Consider the following 23,853-nt stretch of genomic DNA (forward strand, 5'->3'; position numbering starts at 1 on the left):
GCACTACCCTATGGCTGCCTAATGTTGCACCGGCTAATCCATAGTTCACGTTATAAATAGATAGAGGTAAGTTCTAAAAATAAAACCTGTCATTTTGATATACTCACGTAAATGTATGACGAACTCCAGACAAGTATTTGTAAATCTCTGTTCTTTTGGATTATTACTCGCTTTATTCTCTTGTGATGAAGTTGAAACGCAACCTCTTTGTGAAGGCAAACCAAATATTCAGGTAGCCTTTTCCGGCAAAAGAAAAACGTTTATTGACCCTGCTTCCAAAGCACATCATGTAATTTATTACCTGAATGCAACCAACAAAAGTAGCCAGAGTTGTACACCAGACAGTAAGCAATGTTTTATCCAACAACAGGTGTTATACAGCCAAACTGAAGATTTTTCTACAAATGTGGTGGTACTAGATGAGTCTTTTATTACAGTACCTACCTTAACCGCAGACCAGATGATTGAAGTAGAATCGAAAGTTGATTTTTATAAATCAGGTTATTACAAAATTCAATGGGAAGCAGATAAGCAAAACGCTGTAGATGAAAGTGATGAAACAGATAATATTTTTGCTGTTAACAAGTTTCATGTGCTAATTGAATAAATGAAAATCAGAAGTTTAGCAAAGGCAGATTAGTTCTGTATGTGCTTCTGTGCTTATCAAGTATAACATATTGCGTTTATTTTAGTTGATAATCTTTGCATAGGCTTTGTCTGGGCTAAACTACCTACTTAGGATATAACCTGACATCAACCATAGAATAAGGGCATCCATATACATGAACAACTTTAAGCGTGAAGCAGCTATTGTAGGAGCAGGAATTGCTGGCATAGCAGCCGCCATCCGTTTAGCCAATAAAGGCTTTCGTGTAACTGTTTATGAAGCTAATTCTTATGCCGGTGGCAAACTATCTGCGTTTGAGACAAAAGGATACCGCTTCGATGCAGGCCCTTCCCTGTTTACACTGCCGCAACTGGTAGACGAACTTTTTGTTGTTTCTGGCAAAAATCCATCTGACTATTTTGAGTATATCCGCCTGCCTGTTGTATGCCAGTATTTTTATGAGGATGGCACCAGAATAACCGCCTATAGCCAGCCAGAAGAGTTTGCCAGAGAGATAGAACAGAAAACAGGTGAGCCATGTGAAAACATCCTGCATTTTCTGCAAGATAGCCAGACAAAATACGAGTTAACTTCAGAAGTGTTTCTGCACCGCTCGCTGCATAAAGCCTCTACCTATTTAAATGCACATGCCTGGAAAGGATATACCCATTTTCCTAAACTGGATGTATTCCGCACCATGCACCAGGCAAATAAAGCTACCTTTAAAGACCCGAGAGTAATACAGCTTTTTAACCGCTATGCTACCTATAATGGCTCCGATCCTTACCAGACGCCGGCCACTATGAATATTATTCCACATCTGGAATATAACATGGGTGCTTATTTTCCAAAGAAAGGGATGCATCATATTACCCATAGCTTAGTGCAGCTGGCAAACGAAAAAGGAGTCAATTTTAACTTTAATGCCCCTGTACAGGAAATACTTACCGATGGGCAGCAAGCCAATGGAGTAAAAGTACATAATCAGAATATACAGGCAGATATAGTGATTAGCAATATGGATGTGGTGAATACCTATAAAAAACTACTCCCAAAAGCTTCCCAGCCAAAAAAGATACTAAATCAGCCTAAATCCAGTTCAGCCCTTATTTTCTATTGGGGCATTCAACATCCGTTCCCAGAGCTAGATATGCATAACATTTTTTTTAGCCAGAACTATCAGGAAGAGTTTACGCATATTTTCCAAAAGCAAACTGTGTATCAAGATCCAACTGTGTATATTAACATTACCAGCAAACATAAGAAAGACGATGCGCCAGAAGGCTGCGAAAACTGGTTTGTAATGATTAATGTACCCAACAATGCTGGGCAGGATTGGGATAAATTGATTCAAGAGGCCAGAAAAAATATACTAACGAAACTAAGCCGGGTCTTAGATAAAGATATTGAGCCACTGATAGCTTGCGAGAGTATATTAGATCCCAGAACAATCGAAAGCCGGACTTCCAGTTCGCAAGGGGCATTGTATGGCAACAGCTCCAATAACCGCTATGCGGCTTTTTTGCGTCATGCAAATTTCTCATCGCAGATTAAAAATCTATACTTCTGCGGAGGGAGTGTACACCCAGGAGGCGGAATTCCTTTGTGTCTGCTTTCAGCTAAAATTGCCACGGACTTGATTAAGTAACCAAGAACAGGTATTATATATCCAAGGCTTACATGTTATATTAGGTACGGTTTCCGTGTTAGCCGCCCATACCTTTATGATTAGGAGTAGCTATATTAGTTTATTGATTCTTCTTATCCGATTCACAGCCGGTGGGCAACCGGCATTACCAGATTCTTTGTACTACACCTACACGTTTGAAGATTTTTTCTACAGTTTACCAGATGTGTATAAAACCATTGACATCGGAGAGCCCAATTACCATTTACTGGATGCAGCAATTTTCCACGCAACAAATGAAGCCAGAGCCCTTGAAAACCTTCCTCCATTAAAATACAACCAGGCATTGCATAAAGCAGCTGCCTTGCACGCCACCCATATGATTGATCTGGACTTTCATAGCCACTACAATGAACAAATACGGTATTTTTATTTTCCCTTAGACAGAGTCCGTGAGTTCGACAAAAGAGTCCCGCTTATTGGCGAAAATATTGGCGAATACCCACTAATGTGGTCTAGAGAAACGTATTGTCCGGAACGGCAGAAAAACGGAAAGTTCATCTACTTTAATTGCAAAACACACAAACCACTGGAGATATATTCGTATATAGCGTATGCAAAAATGGCTGTGGATAAGTGGATGAATTCGCCACCTCACCGGAAAAATATTTTAAGTCCGGATTTCCAATATATGGGCTGTGCTGCCAGGTTTTCTAAGAATCCGTATCAGGAGCGGAAGCTTCCTTTTGCCCGGCTTACACAAAACTTTGGCGGCTATTAGAAAGTGAAATTAATCAACCTTCCAACAACGAGTATTTTTCTCACGCAAATGTATATATTAACACCTGGCTAGAAATTTTACTATATACTTGCATTGGCGTTTAGCTTTTTCTGTATTGCTGCATGATTAAACCTGCCCATTATTTGCTTACCGACTGGTTCTGGCATGTGTATCTGAACTATATCCTCCGCTCAGATTTTAAGGAGATACAGTATAACAAAGATATACTGATTAGCCAAGATAAAGCGTTGCTGGTACTTGGCAACCATTTCAGCTGGTGGGATGGCTTTATTTTATTCCGGCTCAATGAACTATACTTCCACAAACGATTGCATTTAATGATGCTGGAAGATCAGCTAAGTAAAAACTCCTTTTTACGCTACGCAGGTGCTTATTCTATTAACCGGCAAGGCCGCAAAATCCTGGAATCGTTAAACTATACCTCCACTCTACTGGAAAATCCGGACAATCTGGTAATTATCTTTCCGCAAGGTAAAATAGAAAGTATGCATGCTCCCTATATTCATTTTGAAAAGGGAATTAAACGAGTAATAGACCAGTGCCGGAAAGAGGTACAAGTAGTTTTTTCTACCGCTTTAATAGATTATTGTGCCCACCGCAAACCCACGTTGCATTTCTATCTAAAAGAATATACATATCAACCTTCCTGCACATTGGAAGAGATAGAAAGGGCTTACAATTTACATTACCAGGAGGCACTCCGGAGGCAGCGGCTTACTTACTCAGCCTGATACAATAATGGGAAAAAGTCACCTTCCATTTTACTTCCTTTGGGTATCGGTGGTACGCCTGCCAGCATCTCTTCATTGGAATTGGAGATTACTCCATCCTTGAATACATTAATAACAAACGCCCTTCTGGGCCGGTCAGTTTTGTTTTCATAAGAGCCATGCACCAGCAAGGGATGATGAAAAGAGCCATACCCTTTTTTCATCTCCACCGGAATAGGTTTGAACTGTGCTTTTTGCTCCTCAGACAAAAACCGCTGAATGCCATTCATGTCTCCGGCAAGTTCCGGCATATTCAATAAATTCCATCTGTGGCTACCAGGAATGTAATACATACATCCATTCTGCGTATCAGCATCATCCAGGCCGGTCCAGCAGGTGAGATGCGCCATAGGAGTGGTACGTGTCCAGTAAGAGTAGTCCTGATGCCAGGCTACTACGCCTCCATGTTTAGCAGGTTTGTAAAACAGCTGATCGTGCCAGAAACGTACGGAACCACCTAATAACTGGCTAGCTGCCATTACAAAAGCCGGATTCCACAGCACATCATGAAAGCCTGGTGTAATTCGCCATGCACCCAACGCGTGAAACAATACGGCATTCGGATCACTTGATTCATTGGAATGGAATTCATAGAACAGATGATTGCCTGGATGCTTGGGATCAACAATTTCTGTTAGTTCCGACCGCAATACCTCTATTTGTTCATCTGTCAACAGTTTTATGTTTGACAAATAGCCATTTTCATGAAAGAAGTTAACCTGTTCTTCCGTCAATTTGTAGGGCTCCCAGTCTTTGGGTGTTTGAGGCATCCTGAATAAATCACTTACCAGGGTATGCACTTTAGAAAGGTCTTGTACGGGTGTATGTATGGTTTCCATCGGTAGGGGCGGTTAAACTAATTTTTTCTTACCTATAATTAATCCAGTTTGGGCAACGCTAACTTGTTAAGTACACTGCTCTTAGCCATCAGGGCTTCTATTTCCTCTGATTTGCGCGGAGCCATTTTCGACAGATTTTCATAGCCTTTTTCTGTAATCAGGATGTCATCTTCTATCCGTACAGCAATGCCCCACCATTTTTTATCACACTTACTGCTATCCGGAATATAGATGCCTGGTTCTACAGTTATCACCATACCTGGCTTTAGAGCTCCATAATTGCTGCGGTCATGCACGTCTAGCCCTAAATGGTGAGATGTTCCATGTGGAAAGTACAGGTGCCGTTCATTTTCATCAGCAATAATGCCCAGCTCCTTCAACCCTTTGTTAATAATTTGCCGGGCAACCCGGCCTGGTGCCTGTACTGAGCTATCCGTCAAACAAAGTTTAAAAGCTTCTTCCTGCGCTTTATATACGAGGTCATAAATGGCCTTTTGTTCCTTAGTAAATTTACCATTGGCCGGAATGGTACGGGTTACGTCAGCTGTATAGCCGTGATATTCGGCTCCTAAATCCATCAGCACCAGATCGTTTTCCAGCTTGGTTTTGTTGTTTTCAATATAATGCAGCACACAGCCATTATTGCCGGCACCTACAATAGAGGGATAACCTTCAAACTCGGCCCCATACTTCCGGAAAACAAACTCATGAATTCCCTGCACTTCTTTCTCGGACATACCCGGGTGCATCGCCTTCATTACTTCTATTTGCCCAACAGCCGAGATATTGATTGCTTTGCGTAATAGCTTTAACTCTTCCTGCGTTTTTACCTCCCTCAAAGTATTCATCATACCATCTAAAGCATAGCCATTAATATTGATTTGTGGCACTTGCTTGGCTATTTCTTCCCTGGTTTTCTCATCCTGTGCCTGGGCATAATCCGACAGTATTTTATCTTCTTTGAGCCGTTCGTTCATTTGTTGGTAACTGCGGATTGTTTGAGCAGCATTTACGCTTTTGTCGGCTTTTGATTGCTGAATGAGTTCATATAATTGATGTGCCTCTGCATTATAATCAGCCGGATAATTCACTTTCTGTTTGAACTGAGCAATGAGGTCGTACAAATCGCCTTTGATATTTTCTTCATCCCGCACATCGTTGTGGAAGGGAAGGAAAAACACTTTGTTGAACTTAGTAAAATCAATTGAGGCATCTGTAAAGTCAGTGTTATTGAAAACCTGCTTCATACCCAGGTTCTGTTTCACACCTTCTACGCCCTGCCGTTTACCAGTCCACATTTCCCGGAGTGCATCTTTGGGTTGAACATATAACAATTCCTTATAGACTTCTCCCTGCGCATTTTTCTGATCTTCGGAAAAGATCATCAGCATGGCATGTGGTTCCTGATAGCCTGTGAGGTAGTAAAAATCCGGGTCCTGATGATAGATATATTCCACATCATTGGCCCGGTTGCGGACAGCGTTGGCAAAAAACACGGCTACCGAATTGGGTGGCAATAATTTCCGTAACTGGTTTCTTCTTTCCTGATGAAAGGCAGCCGGTAAATGATCTTGCGGAGTATCGTTACTCAGCCTGAAACTGCTGATAGTAAATAAAATGAGAAATAGAACAGCGGTGTATGGAACAATGGCTCTCATCTGATTAATTATTGAAAACTAAACAAAAATATGTATTCAGGTAAATGTACTTGAAAATCCTGGTAATATCCAGTATCCGTTTATTGATCCTCTTAGACAGTTCTTAACAAGTAGTTTCCTCCAGCACAATAATATGTAGGAATATATGCTGCAGATAGATCTTAATCAATTCAGTAACAGGGGTTACCAGAGGCGCATAATTTAATAAAAGCCAATCTCTAAAGTACCCCTCAGCCTAGCATATTTCTGTATCATGAAAACATTACTCCCAATACTACTATTTCTGTTCACCGTCATACTATTTTCTTGCACGCCAGATGATGAAATACCGGAACCTCCGCTTACATCCTGTACACTTGTCTCCAAGAAGTACATGTACCCGGATAAATCTTTTAATGAAACCCACTATTTCTATACCTCCACTGGCCAGTTACAGAAAACAGAAGAATACAATCAAACTGGAGAATTGTTTGCTTATACTGAATATGAATTCAGCAACGGCCGGGCAACTAAATTGGTAACTGGCTCTTCTTCTGGTAAATCAGCTGAAACGCTGTTAACCTACGAGGAAGATCGGGTGGTAAAGCTTGAACATTTCGTAAAAAAAGCAGATCAGACCTATGGAAAGCTGTATGAAAAAACCTTAACATATACCGGAGACAAAATAAGCCGGGTATCGTATATGTTCTTCAATGGAGGCTCTTCTTTTTACGCTATCTACGAATATACTGGAGACAACATCACTATTGTAAAAGCCTATGATCTAGCTACTGGACAGCTGGTGGAAGAAGATTACTACCAGTACGATGATAAAGCCAATCCCTTTTACCATACCCATCCTTTCCGGGCCGATCATGTGCAGGAATCTTCTAAAAACAATGTGATTCATTCTAAAATTGTCTCCCACCGCCATCAGCCAGAGCTTCCGGAAGTATCCTATGCGTATCAATATGACAATGGCGGAAAACCCACTAAGAAAGTTGTAAATGCGCCAGGCTGGGAAGGCATAGCAGAAGAAGTTTATTCGTATGCCTGTAACTAAAAGGTACCTGCGTAACCTTTGTATTTTTGATAACTTTATCATAAACACCCAATAAGGCAGCTACATATTTTCTGATATTCCCTTGTTGGTTTTCAACAATTGCTTTCTAGCAAAACAAGCCATGTGAAACTCTAGCGGCTATACACCTGTTTTCCTCCAACAAATGTTTGGGCAACTTTTATGTTTCTCAACTCTGCGTTACTTGCCTTCATAATGTCTTTTTCCAGGATCACAAAATCAGCAAACTTGCCTTTTTCAATACTTCCTTTTTCTTTTTCCTCAAAATTGCTATAAGCTGCCCAGATTGTCATCCCGCGTAAGGCTTGCTCACGGGTCATGGCATTTTCTGGCTGAAAACCACCTTTGGGATAGTTTTTGGCATCTTGCCTGGCAACAGCTGCATGAAATCCATATAAGGGTTCGATGGCTTCTACCGGAAAATCACTGCCAAAAGCAATGGTTTGATTTTGTTTGTATAAATCCTGAAACGCATAGGCCGTTTTTACCCTGGTTTCTCCCAAACGTTCGCCGGCCCAGTACATATCCGAAGTGGCATGGGTAGGCTGTACGGAAGGAATAACTGAATATTCCCCAAACTTTGCTACATCAGTTGTAGCAACCACTTGTGCATGTTCTATGCGCCACCTGCGGTCATTTTTGCCTTTCAACAGCCCTCCATAAAAATCAAGTAATAAACGGTTAGCCGAATCGCCGATACAATGGGTGTTCATCTGGAAATTATGCTGATATAAAGCTGTAGCTATATTTTTCAAGTCTTGCGGGGTTTGCAGCAAAAATCCCTTGTTGCCCGGCCTGTCATGGTAATCGTGCAGCAGGCAAGCACCTCTGGAGCCCAATGCACCATCGGCGTATATTTTAAAAGACCGTACATTCAATTGATCCGTTTTATAAGGTCCACTTGTAAAATAATGGTCCTGGTTCTCCTGCGATGGATTCAGCATTACATACATCCGCATGGTTAACCCTTTAGCTTTCTGTAATGAATCAATCAGATCGACCTCTGCCTTGCCCAACCCGGCATCATCTACCGTAGTCAATCCTACGGCAAAGCAGTTTTTTTCTGCTTGTTGCAAAGCTTGGCTTACCTCTTGGCGGCCAGGCTGGGGTATAACCCTACTTACCAGATCTGCCGCATTATCTACCAGAATCCCGGTTGGCTCATTGTTTTTCAACTCCACTAAGCCTCCGGAAACACGTGTGCTAGTCGTGACCCCGGCCAGATCCAGGGCTTTCTGATTTACCAGAGCCGCATGCCCGTCTATGCGTTCCAGGAAAACAGGCGTATCTGGAAATAACAGGTCCAGGGTATCTTTGGTAGGAAATGCTTTCTCTGGCCAGTCATTCTGGTCCCAGCCGCGGCCTACAATCCAGCTGGCAGCCGGGTATTTGTTGCGGTGAGCTTGTATCCGCTCTATAATTTCCCCGAAAGAAGTAGTTCCGGTCAGGTCTGCATTCTGTAGAGATAAGCCATACCGCAGAAAATGGCAATGGGCATCTATAAACCCTGGGTATACGGCTTTGCCTCCGGCATCTATCGTCTGATCTACTTTATAGTTTTTTAGAATTTGCTCATTGCTGCCACTCTCCAGAAACCTGCCATCTTTCACGGCAAATGCTTGTACTACAGTAAAACTGCTATCTACCGTGTATACTAGGGCATTATGTATAATCAGGTCGGCTTTCTCGGTAGCCGTGCAACTGAACAAAAGCAGCAAAACAAAAGTTAGTAAAGCGTATGGAGTAGCTAGTAAAGATGACTTGAGCATGTAGGATTGTTTGGAAGTGTAGGTTCAATAAAGTAAAGATAAAGTCATTTTTTGAAATCTGCACATGCTAACAACCGCTGCTTTTCTTACACTCAACTAGTGTGGCTTTACATTTGCATAGATACATATATGCTTTATTCTTTTTAGTTTACATCAATTTTGTTAGAAATTTATCTTATGAAAAAAATAGTTGTCCTGCTTATAGGTGTTATTATCAGTTCGTACTCCTACGGACAGTTTAGCCTGAAAAATCTGAAGAAAACAGTAACCACGGCTACTTCCTCTGCTACCTTATCCGAATCGGAAATTGCTAAGGGTTTAAAAGAAGCCTTAACCGTAGGTGCAAAAAATGCTTCTTCCCAATTGAACGCGGTAGATGGATTTAACAAAAACATGAAAGTGCGCATCCCTTTTCCGGAAGATGCCCAGCGGGTAGCCACTAAACTGCGGGAAATGGGCTTTGGCAAAAAAGTAGATGAATTTGAGCAAACCTTGAACCGGGCGGCTGAGCAGGCTGCCAAAGAAGCCGCTCCTATTTTTGTAAATGCCATCACCTCTATGTCCATTACCGATGCTAAAAACATTTTAATGGGTGCGGATACGTCGGCTACCAGTTATCTGCGGACTAAAACGTCTGATCCTTTGGCTTCTGCCTTCTCTCCCCATATTCAAAAAGCGTTGGATGCTACTACAGCTACAAAAAAATGGACTGAATTAGCAACACTATACAATAAAATACCTTTGGTAAAAAAAGTTGAAACAGACTTAGTAAAATATACTACCAGCAAAGCACTGAAAGGATTATTTACGGTAGTAGCGGAAGAGGAAATAAAAATCAGAAAAGACCCTGCTGCCAGAGTAACCGACCTGCTGAAAAAAGTATTTGGCAGCACAAACGGATAATTCATTACAACCTATCTGCTAACGTGTAGTCCTGCTTAAAGCAAGCAGGACTTTTTTATGTATGCAGACTGTGTGTTTAACAACATATAAAGATAAATCAAGGCTGCTGTAGAAACTATGCTTATATCTATCCGCTTTGAAAATGTAAAAATGACTAATGGGTTTTCAACCGGTTGCCTTTAATATTTTGCCGTTGAAGTGAACCGTCAGACTCAGACCTGATCTGCATCAAAACGTTGGTTACCAACCATTCATTGGCATATTAGCACATTTCCAAATTTACACATTTCCTTAGGTATACTTGGGTTAGTAATAGCCCATTGTACCCTTCACTACAGGTTTCTCTATAGTTTGTTTTTGCTGCGGAATTGTTTGGGGGTACAGTTTAGAACTTTTTTAAACTGTTTGCTGAAGTTGGTCATATTGTTGTAGCCACTCTCATAACAAATACAGCTAATCGACTCTTCACTTTCCATCAGCCGCTTACAGGCATACCCTATCCGGATTTCATTCACAAACTGGGAAAAATTCTTTTTTGTATGGTTTTTAAAATACCGGCAAAAGCCAGAGTAACTCATCAAGGCTATTCCGGCAAGTTTCTCCACCTGAATATCTTCCTGAAAATGCTCCATGATGTATTCAAATATCTTGCTTAGCCGGTCGCTTTCCTGCGGAGAGTGGCTGTGTACCTGCGGATCGGATAACAATTCATATTCTTGGCTTTCCGCTAAAACCGACAAAATAGTAAGTAAGGAGGTAAGCCGTTGCATCCCTTTCAGTTCGAGCAGGCGGAACATTTCTCTGCTCACATACTCACGGGTTTTGCCATAAAAGTGCATGCCCATCCGCGACTTTTCCAGCAACAAGCGTATGGACTGCATTTCCGGAACAGCTACAAAATCTTTTCCCAGAAAATCTTCCCGGAACTGGATAACTAACGAGCCGCCTGGTTGATTGTGACTGGTTTTGCGGTACAGGTGCGGCAGGTAAGCCCCTATAAATGCCAGATTTCCCTCTTTGTAATCAGATATATGGTTACCAATTAATCGCTTTCCTTGCCCATCTACAATCAAGGCTAACTCATACTCCGGGTGAGCATGCCAGGGTGTTTCAAAATGGGGCGTGCGGAAAATATCAGCCATAAAACTGGAATTCTCCGACAAGGGCAGCTTCTGAATATGTGTTTTCATAAGCAGTTTAGTAAAATTCAAGCTGTACTTTTGCCAAGTATAAGAAGATTACGTTTAAAAAGTTTATTTTTTTGAGTAAAAAGTGGTAGTCTCCTCTTGACAAATTTCTCATCTTTGTCTAATTAAATCTATAGATAATAATACTTTTACCATAAAACCTACTAACCGAATGGCTAAAATAGCAATGCTGGGAACGGGGTTCATCGGAGAGTTCTACACAATGGCTCTGCATGGACAACGGAACCCTGACCGAGTAGTTTCTGTATACTCGCGGAGTGAAGAAAACGGGAAAAAGTTTGCCCAGAAATGGAACATCCCCAAGTGGACCACCAGTATGGAAGAAGCCGTAAACGACCCGGAGATAGATGCGGTAATCATTTCCCTGCCTAATCACCTGCACCTGGAGGCTGTACAACTATCTGCCAAAGCCGGCAAAGCCGTACTCTGTACCAAACCCCTGGGACGTACCGCTGCGGAAGCCAAAGCTATGCTGGAAGCAGTTGAAGAAGCTGGTGTGATGGGCGGCTACCTGGAAGATCTGGTGTATACACCCAAAACTTTAAAATCAATTGATTATGTAAAAAAAGGCGCATTAGGCAAAGTTTTGTGGGCCCGTTCCCGCGAGGCACATCCCGGTCCGCATAGCGACTGGTTCTGGAACTTTGAGATGTCTGGTGGGGGGGCTCTGGTAGACCTGGGCTGCCATTGTATTGAGATTGCCCGCAGTTTCATAGGCAAAGACATAAGGCCGGTAGAAGTGATGTGCTGGGCCGATACCCAGGTAAAACCCATCGATGCTGAAGACCATGCCATAGGCCTAGTAAAATATGCCAACGGGGCCATAGGCCAGTTTGAAGTAAGCTGGTGTTTCCGTGGGGGTATGGACCTACGCGATGAAGTTTCCGGCACCGAAGGCAGTATCCGCACCGATCACTTTTTACGCACCGGGTTTGAGGTATTCACCGCCGCCGATCAGCGGGGCTATGTGGCCGAGAAAGCAGAAAGTGAAACCGGCTGGCTTTTCCCGGTAGGTGACGAGGTACACGAACTGGGCTACACGCATATGTTTACTGAAATGTTTAACTGTCTGGAACAAGGCACGGAGCCTACCGAAACTTTTTATGACGGCTATGTAGTAAATGCCATAATGGATGCATGCTATAAATCAGCCAAAACTAAAAAGTGGGAACCAGTAGAACTGGAAATCTGGCGTGGCCGGAATGATGTGCAGGATGGAAAAGCAATTCAGGAATACGATGCCCAGTATTTATTGATTAAAGAAGAAAAGCTTCCTAACGGTACTAAAAAAATCATCCTGAAAGATAAAAAGTCAGGTGAGATCATTCAAAGAGAAATAGCCTGATTATCATGTATAGGATAGGCATTGTCGCCTATCCTATACATTCATTTTCATATTTTCTAATCTTCAAATTTCCTAAATCCCCTCCTATGGCTCCTCATCAATTTACCCAGGCAGATAAAGACACATTTGACCGCGATGGCTATGTGGTTCTGAAAAACTTCTTTACCAACGAAGAAGTAGACCTCATTTACGGTACTTCCACGAAAGATCATGTAATCAGCCAGAAGTCCTTCGACTTTAACGACAGCAAAGGCTTGCGTACCAAACTGGCTTTATGGTATACCCCGCAAGACGATGTATATGGCATGTACAGCCGCTGCGAACGCATGGTAAATGCCGTGGAAATGATCTTAGGCGGACAGGCAGCCCACTATCACTCTAAGTTGATGCAGAAAGAACCTAAAGTAGGCGGCGCCTGGGAGTGGCATCAGGATTATGGGTATTGGTATAACAATGGATTTCTATTTCCGGATATGGTGTCTGTTATGCTGGCACTTACATCGGCCAACAAAGAAAACGGTTGCTTGCAGGTAATTAAAGGTTCACATAAAATGGGCCGCGTGGAACATGGCATAGCCGGTCAGCAGGTAGGCGCCAGTATGGAAAAGGTAGAAGAAGCCCTGAAACGCCTGGAGTTGGTCTATGTAGAACTACAGCCTGGCGATACCTTGTTCTTCCACTGCAATATTCTGCACCGGTCGGAAGCCAATCTGAGTGAAAATTCCAGGTGGTCGCTGATTTCGGCCTACAATTTAGTAAGCAACAAGTCGTATAAAAATGAGCCTTCTTCCCACTACACGCCTATTGCCAAAGTTCCGGACGATGCCATTGTAAAAGCAGGCATGAAAGGTATATCTGACAACGCTGATTTTCTGACCCAGGAAGTTGATTCGAAATTCAAAGAAACCATTGTGCAACCGGAAGCTTAAAATGGATGTGCTGAGGTGCTAGTGTGCTGATTTATATTCCTTGCTGGCACGCTGCCGATTTAATTTAAAGCATACAATGCAGTAAAACCTGTTAGGTTTTCAGAAACCTAACAGGTTTGTTCGAGCAAATAAGTGGACTACATGTATCACTACTCAGATTACATCCGCATATCACCACATTAAACCATCAACCTTATGCTCTCCAGACGAACCTTATTAAAAAGTACACTTGCCCTGGCAGGAATGAGTGCTATATCCCGCGATTTATTAGCAGATCCGGTTAGTGGCAGTAAGGTGAAAAGCCGCTTCAATATTGGTGCCTGCGACTGGTCTATTCAAAAAGCTAACTCTGTAGAGGCAATGGAACTGGCTTCCAGAATTGGCCTGGATGGTGTACAACTGAGCCTGGGAACGGTGGATAATGATATGCACCTGCGCCGCAAAGACATGCAGGAAGCCTATAAAGCGGCAGGGAAGAAACATGGAGTCCGCATAGGAGGCCTGGCCATTGGAGAACTCAACAATATCCCTTACAAATCCGATCCGCGTACGGAGGCCTGGGTAAGCGACAGTATTGATGTGGCCAAAGCTATTGGTGTAAAAACTGTGTTACTTGCCTTCTTCCACAAAGGCGACTTGAAAAATGACCCGGAAGGGCAAAAAGTAGTAATCGAACGGCTGCGCAAAGTAGCTCCCAAGGCAGAGAAACAGGGCATTATTTTAGGCATAGAATCGTGGTTGAGTGCCCAGGAACATGTGGATATTATTCAGGCAGTAGGTTCTAAAAATGTACAGGTATATTACGATGTAGCCAACTCCCACCAGATGGGTTATAACATTTACGAAGAAATCCGCTGGCTGGGCAAAAACCAGATTTGTGAGATACATGCCAAAGAAAACGGATACCTGTTAGGCCAGGGAAAAATAGACTTTAAAGAAGTACGCAAAGCCATTGACGATATTGGCTATACTGGCTGGGTACAGATTGAGGGAGCTATTCCGGAGAAAAAAGAAGTTCTGGAAAGCTACCAGCAAAATAACCAGTTCTTACGGGGTATTTTTCCGGAGAGTAAAAGGAGTTAAGGTGCGGTTCTTATGAAGAAAAAGTCGGAATCACAGATTTAATCGATTAGTTGATTTCACGGATTATGGAGGAGTTGAAGCATAAAGAAATAACGGAAAAAATTATTGGGGCTTCGTTTGAGGTGCATACATTTTTGGGAAATGGATTTCAGGAAGTGATATACCAAAGAGCCCTTGCCTGGGAAATGAGACAAGCCAGACTGGACTTTGCCAGAGAAATTGAGCAGGATATTTTCTACAAAGACCTGCCCGACCCTATCGGGAAACGCAGGGCAGATTTTATAGTAGAAAACAAGGTACTTGTTGAACTGAAGGCACTTATAAAATTAGAAGATGTACATCTGGCGCAGGCGCTCAACTATCTGAAAGCTTACAGGCTTGAAATTGGGTTGCTAATTAATTTCGGCTCAAAGAGCCTTGAATTCAAGCGGTTAATACTTTCAAACAAAAATCAGCGTAATTCCTAAATCCGACTAATCCGTGATCCAGATAGATTGACCATGAAACAACACATAGCTCTTATTTCCCTGCTGGTAGACGACTATGATAAAGCCATCGCGTATTATACTCAAAAATTATCGTTTGAACTGGTGGAAGATACAGTAATGAGTGAAACCAAACGCTGGGTAGTCGTAGCGCCTAAAGGCGGCAACAGTTGCAATCTGTTACTGGCAAAAGCAGCCAATCCTGCGCAAGTCAGCCATATTGGGAATCAAACTGGCGGGCGGGTGTTTTTATTCCTGCATACCGACGATTTCTGGCGGGATTACCGGCAGATGCAGGAACATGGCATTCAATTTATAGAAAATCCCCGGGAAGAAGTATACGGAACAGTGGTAGTCTTTAAAGATATCTATGGAAACCTCTGGGATTTTGTAGAGCCAAAGTAGGTATGTAAACTCCCATGCACAAACCACTACACACCCCTTAGATAAGTCAGCTTAGCAAACAAACCTTCGTATGAAATACCTCCTACTTACCAGTTGCCTTACCTTCTTCTTTGTTAGCCACAACCAAGTAGTTCAACAACTTTCCTATCCCTCCGTTTGGAAAGAAAGAAAAACTGAACCATTGGAATTGGTGCTACCCGATGACCTGGAAGCTACTTTGTGGGCTGAATCTCCGCAGTTCTTCAACCCTACCAATATAGATGTAGATAACAAAGGTCGTATCTGGGTAACGGAAGCCGTAAACTACCGGGATTTTAATAACAAACCAGAACGACACCATCCACAAGGAGACCGGGTAATGATTCTGGAAGATACCGATGGAGATGGCAAAGCGGATAATTCTAAGGTATTTGTACAGGATAAAGACCTGGTAGCTCCACTGGGAATAGCTGTTATTGGCAATAAAGTAATCGTTTCCTGTGCGCCTAACCTAATTATTTACACCGATACCAATGGCGACGACAAACCCGATAGCAAAGAAATCTTTCTGAAAGGGTTTGGTGGCTATGATCACGACCATAGCCTGCATTCGGTGGTGGCCGGGCCAGATGGCAACTGGTATTTCAACACCGGAAACGCAGGTCCACATACGGTTACCGATAAAAATGGATGGACCCTGAGATCGGGAAGTATTTATACCGGAGGTACGCCCTATAATAAAGAGAACCAGGGCAACCGCAAAAGTGATGATGGCCGGGTGTGGGTGGGCGGCATGGCCTTACGCATTGGCAACGATGGAAAAGGCCTGAAAGTACTGGCCCACAATTTCCGGAATGCATACGAGCTAGCCATTGATTCCTATGGCAATATGTGGCAGAACGATAACGACGACCAGGTTGTCACCTGCCGCACTACCTGGCTAATGGAAGGGGGCAATGCAGGTTATTTCAGCGCCGATGGTACCCGCTTCTGGCAGGCAGACAAACGTCCCGGGCAAGATATGTTTGCTGCCCACTGGCATCAGGAAGATCCGGGGGTAATTCCTGCCGGTGATAACACTGGCGCAGGCTCCCCTACGGGCGTAGCCGTATACGAAAGTGATGCCCTGGGACCCAACTACAGAGGCATGCTGCTCAGTGCCGATGCCGGACGTAACGTAATTTTTGCGTATAAACCACAGCCGCAGGGAGCAGGCTATCAACTCAACCGCATCGACCTTATTTCTTCCTTAAAAGAATCTACAGAAAATTATGTGTGGAATGAACAGGTAAATGACTTGCGGAAGTGGTTCCGGCCCAGCGATGTGGCCGTAGGCACAGATGGAGCCATTTACATAGCCGACTGGTACGACTCTGTTGTAGGGGGCCACCTCATGCACGACAAAGAAGGATATGGACGTATCTACCGGATCACTCCTAAAAACAAGAAACTTATTTCTCCATCCTATAATCTAAAAACCACCTCTGGTCAGATTCAAGCATTACTTAGTCCGGCTATTAATGTCCGGAATACTGGCTTTGAAATGTTAAAAGCAAAAGGGAGTAAAGCTATTAAGCCTGTCAGAAAACTTCTGGAAGATACAAATCCCTATCACCAGGCAAGGGCTGTGTGGCTACTGGCTCAGTTGGGCAGCAAGGGAATAACTGAAGTAGAAAATCTGTTAACCCATACAAATCCGGATATCCGCATTACGGCTTTCCGGGCATTAAAACAGGTAAAGTCCGATAACCTCCTCACGTATACAACTAAACTGGCTCAAGATAATTCTCCGGCTGTTAGGCGTGAGATAGCGGTTGCTTTGCGGGAAGTTCCTTTAGAGAAAAGTCAAGCTATTATTACTGATTTAGTAAACGGCTACGATGGCAAAGACCGCTGGTACCTGGAGGCCCTGGGTATGGCTCTGGAAGGAAAAGAAGAAAGCATGTATGCTCAACTCATAGCAAATGCCGGGGAAGCTGTGAAGTGGGATGAAAAAACAACTAGTTTAATTTGGCGGTTACACCCGGTTGCCGCTATTGAAGCGTTAAAATCCAGAGCTAATGCAGCTGAACTTTCAGCGGAAGAAAGGAAAAAAGCACTTGTGGCTTTAGGATTTACAAAAGATGCGAAAGCCGCCCTGGCTATGACAGAACTGAGCAAGAGCACTTTGCCAGATGTAGCCGACCAAGCCTACTGGTGGCTGAAGTTCCGCCAGGGAAACGATTGGCTGGCACTGCTCAACTGGGAAGAAACCTTTGCCGACGATCAACTTGCCTTACGGGAGAAAATGTATACCCTTCAACAGCAAATATTAGACAAGACCAAACCCGCTACTGCCCGTACAGAAGCCGCACTGGAAATGGCAAAAGACAAAATAGGTGGCCAGATGTTAATTAGCCTGGTGTCTGACAAAAAATTGCCTGCAGAGGTTAATGAAGCAGTCAGTTCGGCTATTTTCCTAAATCCGGATCAAACGGTACGGGTGCTGGCAGGAGATTATTTCACAAGGCCTGGCAATGCTAAAACCGTATCGGTAAAGCAAATTACGCAATTGCAGGCATTTGTAGATAAAGGTAAGGCCATATTCCAGAAGAACTGTAGCACTTGCCACAAGCATGGGAATACAGGAGGCGAAATTGGCCCGGACTTAACGCAAATTCATAAAAAGTTTGACAAAACCGGCCTACTGGATGCTATTATCAACCCAAGTGCCGGTATGGCTTTTGGCTATGAACCCTGGATGATTCAAACTAAAAAAGGCTCCTCCTTCTATGGCTTTCTAATGGCCGATGGCCCAACCCTTGTCCTGAAAGATCCGGCAGGCGGGCAACATACATTTAAAGCCGGAGACATTGCGAGCCGCAAGCAACTTACCACCAGCCTAATGCCCGACCCCCTTACGATGGGTCTGGCAGAACAAGACCTGGCAGACGTAGCCCAATATTTACTATCTTTCCCTACTAATTAACTTATAATGAAGATTCAATTTTTTAGCCCGCATTGGGGAATGGAGAGTCTGCCCCTGGAACAAGCTTTTCAGAAAATAAAAGAAGCCGGATATGATGGCGTTGAAATGGCTGTACCCTTTGATGCCAAAGAAAAAGAGCATTTTTTACACCTGTTAGCCAAATATGAACTGGCACTGATTGCCCAGCAATGGTCTGCCGCAGGAAATACCTTTAATGCATACAAACAATCCTTTAAAGAACATCTGTATCATTTTGCGGCTGTAAAACCTCTGTTCATCAATTCCCAGACAGGAAAGGATTATTATACGTTTGAGCAAACTAGTGAACTCATCCGGCTAGCCACCGACATTGAAAAGGAAACTGGTACTCCCATTGTCCACGAAACACACCGGGGTAAATTCAGTTTTTGTGCAGCCACTACCCGAAAATTCCTGGAAGCCATACCAGACTTCAGCCTTGCAGCAGATTTCTCGCACTGGTGCAATGTATCTGAATCATACTTGCAAGATCAGCAGGAGACCGTAGCGGTTGCTATTGGTAGAGCAAAGCATATTCATGCCAGAGTAGGTCATCCGCAGGGAGCACAGGTAAGTGATCCCAGGGTGCCAGAATGGCAAGAAGCATTGACTATTCACCTGCAATGGTGGGATGCGATTATTGACAGACACCGCAAGGCCGGAACTACACTGTTTACCATCACGCCAGAATTCGGTCCCTGGCCGTATATGCCTGCCTTACCATATACCCGGCAGCCGGTTACCAGCCAGTGGGAAGTAAATTTATTTATGCGAAATCTGTTGAGAGAACGGTATAAATAAGCGTTTTCTACTAACTATTTCTCAGCAAGTTTCCTGGCTCAGGGCTTCGGCTTCTTTTTCACCTAACTTTTTAGCTAAACTCCACTCTTCACAAGCTTTTTGTTTGTTACCAGTGCGTTCGTAGGCTAAGCCCAGGTAGTAATGAATAGATTCTATGTTATAGGTAAGCTGAGTGGCTGTCTGAAAATCTTTCAATGCCAGCTCTGGTTGTCCGGTTTCCAGGTAGTAGATTCCCCGGTTACGGTAGGCCCAACCATTTTTACTGTCCCGTTTAAGCGACTCCTGAATATCAGCCAGGGCATCTTCCAGTTGGTCTAGCTGCAATTTTACATAGCCACGGTTGTTGAGATAATACGGCTGTGTAGGATTTAGCTCCACTGCCCGGTTTAATAGCTGCAAGGCTTCTGTATATTGTTCCTGATTGGCTTTTACCAGGCCCAAGTTATTATAAGCAAAGTCCTGTCTCGGGTTTAATTCAATGGCTTCACGAAAGTCTTTTTCGGCAGCTTCGTATTTTTTTTGATTAAAATTTAAGAAACCCCGGTTTACATAGGCATCTACATTGTTTGCATCCAGTTCTAGTGTACGTTCAAAATCAGCAGCAGCTCCGGAATAATCATTTAACTGTGCTTTGATGGTAGCCCGGCTCAAATACACTTTGGCAGTATCTTTATAAATTTCAGCTACCTGGTTTATATCTTCCAGGCTCGCTTTATAGTCGGCAAGTTCAAACAATGCGTTGGAGCGATTATAGTAAGCATCAGTATAGGAAGGAGCTATTTTCAGAGCCTGGGTATAATCGGCAATGGCGGCTTTGTAATCGCCTAAGTGGTATTTAGCTATTCCGCGGTTATTATAAGCATCGGCAAACGTAGTATCTGATTGAATAGCTTCTGTATATAGCCGGATGGCTTCCCGGTATTCTCTTTCGCGGAGTTTTACATTTCCCCGCTGAAAAAACCGGATAGTATCATCGCCCCGGCTGGCTGTATTACATGCAACAACTAGCAAGCTAAGGCCGAACACAAACAGATAATAAATATATTTCCACGTAAAATGCATAACAAAAAGTAAGTTGACCAGATATAGCTCTCTACCTGCTTGTTCATGGATGCATGAGCAAAGCATATACATTTCCAAAATGGACTGGCTATATATTTTTAACTAAATTTTTAAGAAAAAAGATTGTAAAACTTCATTTTTTCTTTTGTCTTTGAAAAGAGTACGTTCTTCTAGCCTTTCTTGCTTGTGTCCTTCTCTTCTACTTAATGGCTGCTGAAGCGGTAAAATACGCCTAAGGGTAATTTTTTATGAAACTGGTCTTCCAGGTATAATTCCCCCCATTCCGGATTGGCTACTTTGCCAAAAATCCCATTAATCAAGTTATCGACAATGAGTGCAGAAAAGCCTAGTGAATATAGGTTAATGATAAAGAAATAATTCTTTTTATCTAGCAACTGGCTGCACAGTTTCAGCAACTCATTTATATTTTCTTCCAACACCCATTTCTCCCCGTCTGGGCCACGGCCGTATGCTGGCGGGTCCAGAATAAGTCCCTGGTAAATGCTACCCCGTTTTACTTCCCGCTTTACGTATTTTAATGCATCTTCTACTACCCAGCGGATGTTATCCAGTTTGCTAGCCTCCATATTTTCCCTAGACCAGCTTACGACCTGCTTCACTGAATCCACATGGACTACATCGGCACCTGCACTTTTTGCTGCCAGCGAAGCGCCACCCGTATACGCAAACAAATTGAGCACTCTGGGTTGAGGCTGGGCGAACTGTTTTGTTTTTTCATAGATAAAATCCCAGTTAGTAGCTTGCTCAGGAAAAATACCTACATGTTTAAAGGAAGACAAGGCAAGCTTAAAGGTTAAATTCAGCTGCGTATGCTTGTAATCCATAAACCACCGTTCCGGCATTCCTTTTTTTAATTCCCATTGCCCTTTTTCTGGATTGTTTTTCTCTTTTCTGAAAAAGGCAGAGGCCATTTTTTCCCATTCATTTTGCGGCAGCGATTTGTCCCATACGGCCTGTGGCTCCGGGCGCGACAGTGTAAAGTCGCCGAATTTTTCCAGTTTCTCAAAATTGCCGGAATCTATAAGGCGATAGGCTTTCCAATGTTGGGGGCTAAGTAGTTGCATACGTAAATTTGCTAATCTGAGAACTATGCTAATAGAATAAACGTGCTTTTGCTTGCGAAGGTGGAAAGACAGTTGTTAATTAACAAGTGCTGTGTGGGCAAAGTATAAAATAAAAAACCTCACAGGTTTGTACACCTATGAGGCTAATCTATTTTCTGTACTCTACTAAAACTCTACTTTACTGAAATAAAATACACTGCGTTTTCCTTTCACCTGCTCATCTTTCTGGTTACTGATTTTTTGCAAGCCCCATGCCAGGAAGTTATTCTGATACCAGTAATCTACGTTGTCTGTATAACTTCTTTTCACTTTATCGCCTTCGTAGTTGCTCAGCTTAATGTTGCCTTTTCCTTCTACAATGTCGTTGCCACGGATTACTTTGGTTTTTAGTAACCCATTGTGGCTGTAGGCCAATAAAATATTTTCGTTATCAAAGCTTACTTTTACTTTTTCACGCAGGTTGAAGCTTTTTACATCGTTTATCTCAAAACTATTATCCCAGAGCAGATTACCTTGCATATCGAAACCTGCTATTACCGCATGGGTGTATACCCAGCCATCGAATACCGGCATATTCCGGCCATACCCATATGGACTGCCATACATGCCATAGCCGTAGCCAAAACCTCCCATGCCATACATGCCAGGGTAATAATTGTTGCTGCGGTACTCCGGATAATAGGCTTCGGCTACCATAATATACTGGCCATTGTGCTGAATAACATCGTGTACCAGCAACCGGTATTGCAATTTCAGATCCTTACCTTGTTGTTTTCTTTTGCTGATACGCTTTTCCATCCGCTCCTGTGCCCGTTCGCCCATAAACTTAAAGAAGTTCTTAAAGTCGGTGAAGCTATAATACTTCATAAATTCCGGCGCTCCATTCTGCATTTTACTAATGTATAAGCCTTGGGTATAATCTGCCTGGCCTGTATATACACTCCTGGTATAAAATCCACGGGAATAGTTTGTGTAACTAGATCCTCTGCTGCCGTAGGTGCCAATAACCAGATCTTCACTTTCATTCAGCGCAGATACCCGGCCAGTCAGTAAACTTTTATCTGCCTCTGAATCCATGGCCACTGTTTTTGCTTGCATGCCTTGTGGCGTAAAAGACTTAATAAACATCTTATTTTCACGGTTTTTCCAATTAGCAAACGCCACATGAATTAATTCATTGGTTGTGTCTACCTCCATAGACTGTATTTCAGCTTTACCTTTAAAGGAAGTAGGCAATACACGGGTTTGTTTGCTAAGCAGGCTTAAATGGAGCAGAATAGGCTCGTTGCGTGTTTTGCCGGAAATAAATACGTTATTCCCCATGGCTTCAAAATCAGTAATTTCGAGTTTATTCAGGGAATGTATTTCGTATTTTTCTGCAAAACCTGCGCGTACATTTAGCTTTACTACCTGATAGGTTGGGCTTTTAAACCGGTTAAATAACAGGTACAAGGCATTGTTGCGGTACACATATTTAGATAAATCGAGGGAGGAATTAACCATACAATCGATGGACCAGTCTTGCTGTAGATCAGTTGTGTATTTGGTGAAATTGTATTTCCCAGGCATTACCTGAGAGAAGAGAATTAAGCCATCTGCACCAATAGGAACTACGGCAATATCATTTGCATTATTCCGCATTTCTATTTCAATGCGTTTTTTCTCCTGGGCTTGCGTGCCAGATACAAGCAAACAAGCAAAGAGCAGCGTAAAAATGAGTTTATTTATCATAGAATGAAGCTATAAAGTAGCTAATTAACGTTATATTGTTCAAAAAATTATAGAAAATATACTATTCCAAAAATCCAATTGGAATGATGTAGTGTATCTCTAAAACAGTATTTTCTGGTTAAAAAGTTTAGTTCTGGTAACTATATTCCTAACTTTTGACTTGCCTTATTTAGTCTTTCCGGCATACTTTTTACAAGTATACACAGTCAACCCTTACAAACATTTATTACAGTTTGGTCGATAACCCCATGACCCTCCAGGCGGAGCAAAGGTTGCACAGTAGATCAGATAGCCGAGTACTTATTTTTTATTGACTTCCTAAGGCTACAATGGCATCAAACTCCTCTCTTTTCAAGGGCATTACCGAAAGCCTCATTTGCCGGAGCAGGCCAATGTTTTCCAGGCGACTATCTTTCTTTATCTGTTGCAGCGTAACCGGTTTGGCTAGCCGCTGTACTGGTGCCAGATCTATAGCTACCCAATCAGCCTCATCTGTAGTAGGGTCCGGGTAGGCTTCTTTTATTACTTTGGCAATACCTACTACTTCTTTTCCATCGTTGCTGTGGTAATACAGCACTAGGTCATCATTTTGCATTGCTTTTAGATTGTTTCTTGCCTGGTAATTACGTACACCGTCCCAGAAGGTACGGCCCTCTTTTTCAAACATTTCCCAGCTATACTTATGTGGTTCAGATTTTACTAACCAATAATTCATGAAA

Annotated in this window: 21 protein-coding genes; 13 read left to right on the plus strand and 8 right to left on the minus strand. The window is 42.8% G+C overall.

Annotation, left to right across the window (positions count from 1 at the left end; genetic code table 11):
• Positions 1–115 precede the first annotated feature (115 nt).
• The 4 genes from Q0590_RS19280 (at position 116) to Q0590_RS19295 (ending at position 3,767) form a co-directional block, all read left to right on the plus strand.
• Positions 116–607, plus strand: a complete 492-nt coding sequence (locus Q0590_RS19280; RefSeq protein WP_302039231.1) for a CARDB domain-containing protein — start codon at positions 116–118, stop codon at positions 605–607.
• A gap of 175 nt (positions 608–782) precedes the next feature.
• Positions 783–2,255: a 1-hydroxycarotenoid 3,4-desaturase CrtD gene (crtD, locus tag Q0590_RS19285; protein ID WP_302039232.1), complete on the plus strand. Its 1,473-nt coding sequence runs from the start codon at positions 783–785 to the stop codon at positions 2,253–2,255.
• A 76-nt stretch (positions 2,256–2,331) separates the two neighbouring features.
• Positions 2,332–3,015 (plus strand): CAP domain-containing protein, encoded by a 684-nt coding sequence (locus Q0590_RS19290; RefSeq protein ID WP_302039233.1) that lies wholly within the window; start codon positions 2,332–2,334, stop codon positions 3,013–3,015.
• Between the two features lie 122 nt (positions 3,016–3,137).
• The gene (locus tag Q0590_RS19295; protein WP_302039234.1) at positions 3,138–3,767 is read left to right on the plus strand and encodes a lysophospholipid acyltransferase family protein; all 630 of its coding nucleotides are present in this window, start codon (positions 3,138–3,140) and stop codon (positions 3,765–3,767) included.
• On the opposite strand, the gene Q0590_RS19300 is transcribed toward Q0590_RS19295, so the two are convergent.
• Positions 3,755–4,645 (minus strand): phytanoyl-CoA dioxygenase family protein, encoded by an 891-nt coding sequence (locus tag Q0590_RS19300; protein WP_302039235.1) that lies wholly within the window; start codon positions 4,643–4,645, stop codon positions 3,755–3,757. The genes Q0590_RS19295 and Q0590_RS19300 overlap by 13 nt on opposite strands.
• 38 nt (positions 4,646–4,683) lie before the next feature.
• Complete coding sequence (locus Q0590_RS19305; protein ID WP_302039236.1) at positions 4,684–6,303, minus strand: aminopeptidase P N-terminal domain-containing protein; 1,620 nt, start codon at positions 6,301–6,303, stop codon at positions 4,684–4,686.
• A gap of 253 nt (positions 6,304–6,556) precedes the next feature.
• Here Q0590_RS19305 and Q0590_RS19310 point away from each other — a divergent pair, with 253 nt between their 5' ends.
• Entirely contained in the window at positions 6,557–7,345 is a 789-nt protein-coding gene (locus tag Q0590_RS19310; protein ID WP_302039237.1) for a hypothetical protein, read from the plus strand.
• 131 nt (positions 7,346–7,476) lie between these two features.
• Here the strand turns inward: Q0590_RS19310 and Q0590_RS19315 are convergent, their stop codons facing one another.
• Positions 7,477–9,132, minus strand: coding sequence for an amidohydrolase (locus Q0590_RS19315; protein ID WP_302039238.1), 1,656 nt, complete (start codon positions 9,130–9,132; stop codon positions 7,477–7,479).
• A gap of 177 nt (positions 9,133–9,309) precedes the next feature.
• Here Q0590_RS19315 and Q0590_RS19320 point away from each other — a divergent pair, with 177 nt between their 5' ends.
• Positions 9,310–10,035, plus strand: a complete 726-nt coding sequence (locus Q0590_RS19320) for a DUF4197 domain-containing protein (protein ID WP_302039239.1) — start codon at positions 9,310–9,312, stop codon at positions 10,033–10,035.
• A gap of 344 nt (positions 10,036–10,379) precedes the next feature.
• Here the strand turns inward: Q0590_RS19320 and Q0590_RS19325 are convergent, their stop codons facing one another.
• Positions 10,380–11,225 carry an AraC family transcriptional regulator gene (locus Q0590_RS19325; protein WP_302039240.1) on the minus strand — a complete coding sequence of 282 codons (846 nt, stop codon included), beginning with the start codon at positions 11,223–11,225 and terminating at the stop codon, positions 10,380–10,382.
• A 169-nt stretch (positions 11,226–11,394) separates the two neighbouring features.
• On the opposite strand from Q0590_RS19325, the gene Q0590_RS19330 reads away from it, so the two are divergent.
• From Q0590_RS19330 to Q0590_RS19360, 7 genes are all read left to right on the plus strand, one after another.
• On the plus strand, positions 11,395–12,588 hold the full coding sequence (locus Q0590_RS19330) for a Gfo/Idh/MocA family protein (protein ID WP_302039241.1): 1,194 nt from the start codon (positions 11,395–11,397) through the stop codon (positions 12,586–12,588).
• A gap of 86 nt (positions 12,589–12,674) precedes the next feature.
• The gene (locus tag Q0590_RS19335) at positions 12,675–13,517 is read left to right on the plus strand and encodes a phytanoyl-CoA dioxygenase family protein (RefSeq protein WP_302039242.1); all 843 of its coding nucleotides are present in this window, start codon (positions 12,675–12,677) and stop codon (positions 13,515–13,517) included.
• A 195-nt stretch (positions 13,518–13,712) separates the two neighbouring features.
• Positions 13,713–14,600: a sugar phosphate isomerase/epimerase family protein gene (locus Q0590_RS19340; protein WP_302039243.1), complete on the plus strand. Its 888-nt coding sequence runs from the start codon at positions 13,713–13,715 to the stop codon at positions 14,598–14,600.
• Positions 14,601–14,665: 65 nt separating this feature from the next.
• Positions 14,666–15,067, plus strand: a complete 402-nt coding sequence (locus Q0590_RS19345) for a GxxExxY protein (RefSeq protein WP_302039244.1) — start codon at positions 14,666–14,668, stop codon at positions 15,065–15,067.
• Between the two features lie 33 nt (positions 15,068–15,100).
• Positions 15,101–15,490 carry a VOC family protein gene (locus Q0590_RS19350; protein WP_302039245.1) on the plus strand — a complete coding sequence of 130 codons (390 nt, stop codon included), beginning with the start codon at positions 15,101–15,103 and terminating at the stop codon, positions 15,488–15,490.
• A gap of 70 nt (positions 15,491–15,560) precedes the next feature.
• The gene (locus Q0590_RS19355; protein WP_302039246.1) at positions 15,561–18,437 is read left to right on the plus strand and encodes a PVC-type heme-binding CxxCH protein; all 2,877 of its coding nucleotides are present in this window, start codon (positions 15,561–15,563) and stop codon (positions 18,435–18,437) included.
• Between the two features lie 6 nt (positions 18,438–18,443).
• Positions 18,444–19,256, plus strand: coding sequence for a sugar phosphate isomerase/epimerase family protein (locus Q0590_RS19360; RefSeq protein ID WP_302039247.1), 813 nt, complete (start codon positions 18,444–18,446; stop codon positions 19,254–19,256).
• A 21-nt stretch (positions 19,257–19,277) separates the two neighbouring features.
• Here the strand turns inward: Q0590_RS19360 and Q0590_RS19365 are convergent, their stop codons facing one another.
• The 4 genes from Q0590_RS19365 to Q0590_RS19380 all read right to left on the minus strand — a co-directional run bounded on the left by Q0590_RS19365 (position 19,278) and on the right by Q0590_RS19380 (position 23,849).
• A complete protein-coding gene (locus Q0590_RS19365; protein ID WP_302039248.1) occupies positions 19,278–20,318 on the minus strand; it encodes a tetratricopeptide repeat protein in 1,041 nt (346 codons plus the stop codon).
• A 203-nt stretch (positions 20,319–20,521) separates the two neighbouring features.
• Positions 20,522–21,403 carry a class I SAM-dependent methyltransferase gene (locus Q0590_RS19370; protein WP_302039249.1) on the minus strand — a complete coding sequence of 294 codons (882 nt, stop codon included), beginning with the start codon at positions 21,401–21,403 and terminating at the stop codon, positions 20,522–20,524.
• Between the two features lie 165 nt (positions 21,404–21,568).
• Positions 21,569–23,134 (minus strand): hypothetical protein, encoded by a 1,566-nt coding sequence (locus Q0590_RS19375; RefSeq protein ID WP_302039250.1) that lies wholly within the window; start codon positions 23,132–23,134, stop codon positions 21,569–21,571.
• A 307-nt stretch (positions 23,135–23,441) separates the two neighbouring features.
• The gene (locus tag Q0590_RS19380) at positions 23,442–23,849 is read right to left on the minus strand and encodes an EVE domain-containing protein (RefSeq protein ID WP_302039251.1); all 408 of its coding nucleotides are present in this window, start codon (positions 23,847–23,849) and stop codon (positions 23,442–23,444) included.
• Positions 23,850–23,853 lie beyond the last annotated feature (4 nt).

Source organism: Rhodocytophaga aerolata (assembly GCF_030503435.1).
GTDB classification, from domain to species: Bacteria; Bacteroidota; Bacteroidia; order Cytophagales; family 172606-1; genus Rhodocytophaga; species Rhodocytophaga aerolata.

Excerpts from the sequence above, each read along its gene's own strand:
- Q0590_RS19280 (WP_302039231.1), top strand. The coding sequence starts at position 116 with ATGACGAACTCCAGACAAGTATTTGTAAATCTCTGTTCTTTTGGATTA.
- crtD (WP_302039232.1), top strand. The coding sequence starts at position 783 with ATGAACAACTTTAAGCGTGAAGCAGCTATTGTAGGAGCAGGAATTGCT.
- Q0590_RS19290 (WP_302039233.1), top strand. The coding sequence starts at position 2,332 with ATGATTAGGAGTAGCTATATTAGTTTATTGATTCTTCTTATCCGATTC.
- Q0590_RS19295 (WP_302039234.1), top strand. The coding sequence starts at position 3,138 with ATGATTAAACCTGCCCATTATTTGCTTACCGACTGGTTCTGGCATGTG.
- Q0590_RS19300 (WP_302039235.1), bottom strand. The coding sequence starts at position 4,645 with ATGGAAACCATACATACACCCGTACAAGACCTTTCTAAAGTGCATACC.
- Q0590_RS19305 (WP_302039236.1), bottom strand. The coding sequence starts at position 6,303 with ATGAGAGCCATTGTTCCATACACCGCTGTTCTATTTCTCATTTTATTT.
- Q0590_RS19310 (WP_302039237.1), top strand. The coding sequence starts at position 6,557 with ATGAAAACATTACTCCCAATACTACTATTTCTGTTCACCGTCATACTA.
- Q0590_RS19315 (WP_302039238.1), bottom strand. The coding sequence starts at position 9,132 with ATGCTCAAGTCATCTTTACTAGCTACTCCATACGCTTTACTAACTTTT.
- Q0590_RS19320 (WP_302039239.1), top strand. The coding sequence starts at position 9,310 with ATGAAAAAAATAGTTGTCCTGCTTATAGGTGTTATTATCAGTTCGTAC.
- Q0590_RS19325 (WP_302039240.1), bottom strand. The coding sequence starts at position 11,225 with ATGAAAACACATATTCAGAAGCTGCCCTTGTCGGAGAATTCCAGTTTT.
- Q0590_RS19330 (WP_302039241.1), top strand. The coding sequence starts at position 11,395 with ATGGCTAAAATAGCAATGCTGGGAACGGGGTTCATCGGAGAGTTCTAC.
- Q0590_RS19335 (WP_302039242.1), top strand. The coding sequence starts at position 12,675 with ATGGCTCCTCATCAATTTACCCAGGCAGATAAAGACACATTTGACCGC.
- Q0590_RS19340 (WP_302039243.1), top strand. The coding sequence starts at position 13,713 with ATGCTCTCCAGACGAACCTTATTAAAAAGTACACTTGCCCTGGCAGGA.
- Q0590_RS19345 (WP_302039244.1), top strand. The coding sequence starts at position 14,666 with ATGGAGGAGTTGAAGCATAAAGAAATAACGGAAAAAATTATTGGGGCT.
- Q0590_RS19350 (WP_302039245.1), top strand. The coding sequence starts at position 15,101 with ATGAAACAACACATAGCTCTTATTTCCCTGCTGGTAGACGACTATGAT.
- Q0590_RS19355 (WP_302039246.1), top strand. The coding sequence starts at position 15,561 with ATGAAATACCTCCTACTTACCAGTTGCCTTACCTTCTTCTTTGTTAGC.
- Q0590_RS19360 (WP_302039247.1), top strand. The coding sequence starts at position 18,444 with ATGAAGATTCAATTTTTTAGCCCGCATTGGGGAATGGAGAGTCTGCCC.
- Q0590_RS19365 (WP_302039248.1), bottom strand. The coding sequence starts at position 20,318 with ATGCATTTTACGTGGAAATATATTTATTATCTGTTTGTGTTCGGCCTT.
- Q0590_RS19370 (WP_302039249.1), bottom strand. The coding sequence starts at position 21,403 with ATGCAACTACTTAGCCCCCAACATTGGAAAGCCTATCGCCTTATAGAT.
- Q0590_RS19375 (WP_302039250.1), bottom strand. The coding sequence starts at position 23,134 with ATGATAAATAAACTCATTTTTACGCTGCTCTTTGCTTGTTTGCTTGTA.
- Q0590_RS19380 (WP_302039251.1), bottom strand. The coding sequence starts at position 23,849 with ATGAATTATTGGTTAGTAAAATCTGAACCACATAAGTATAGCTGGGAA.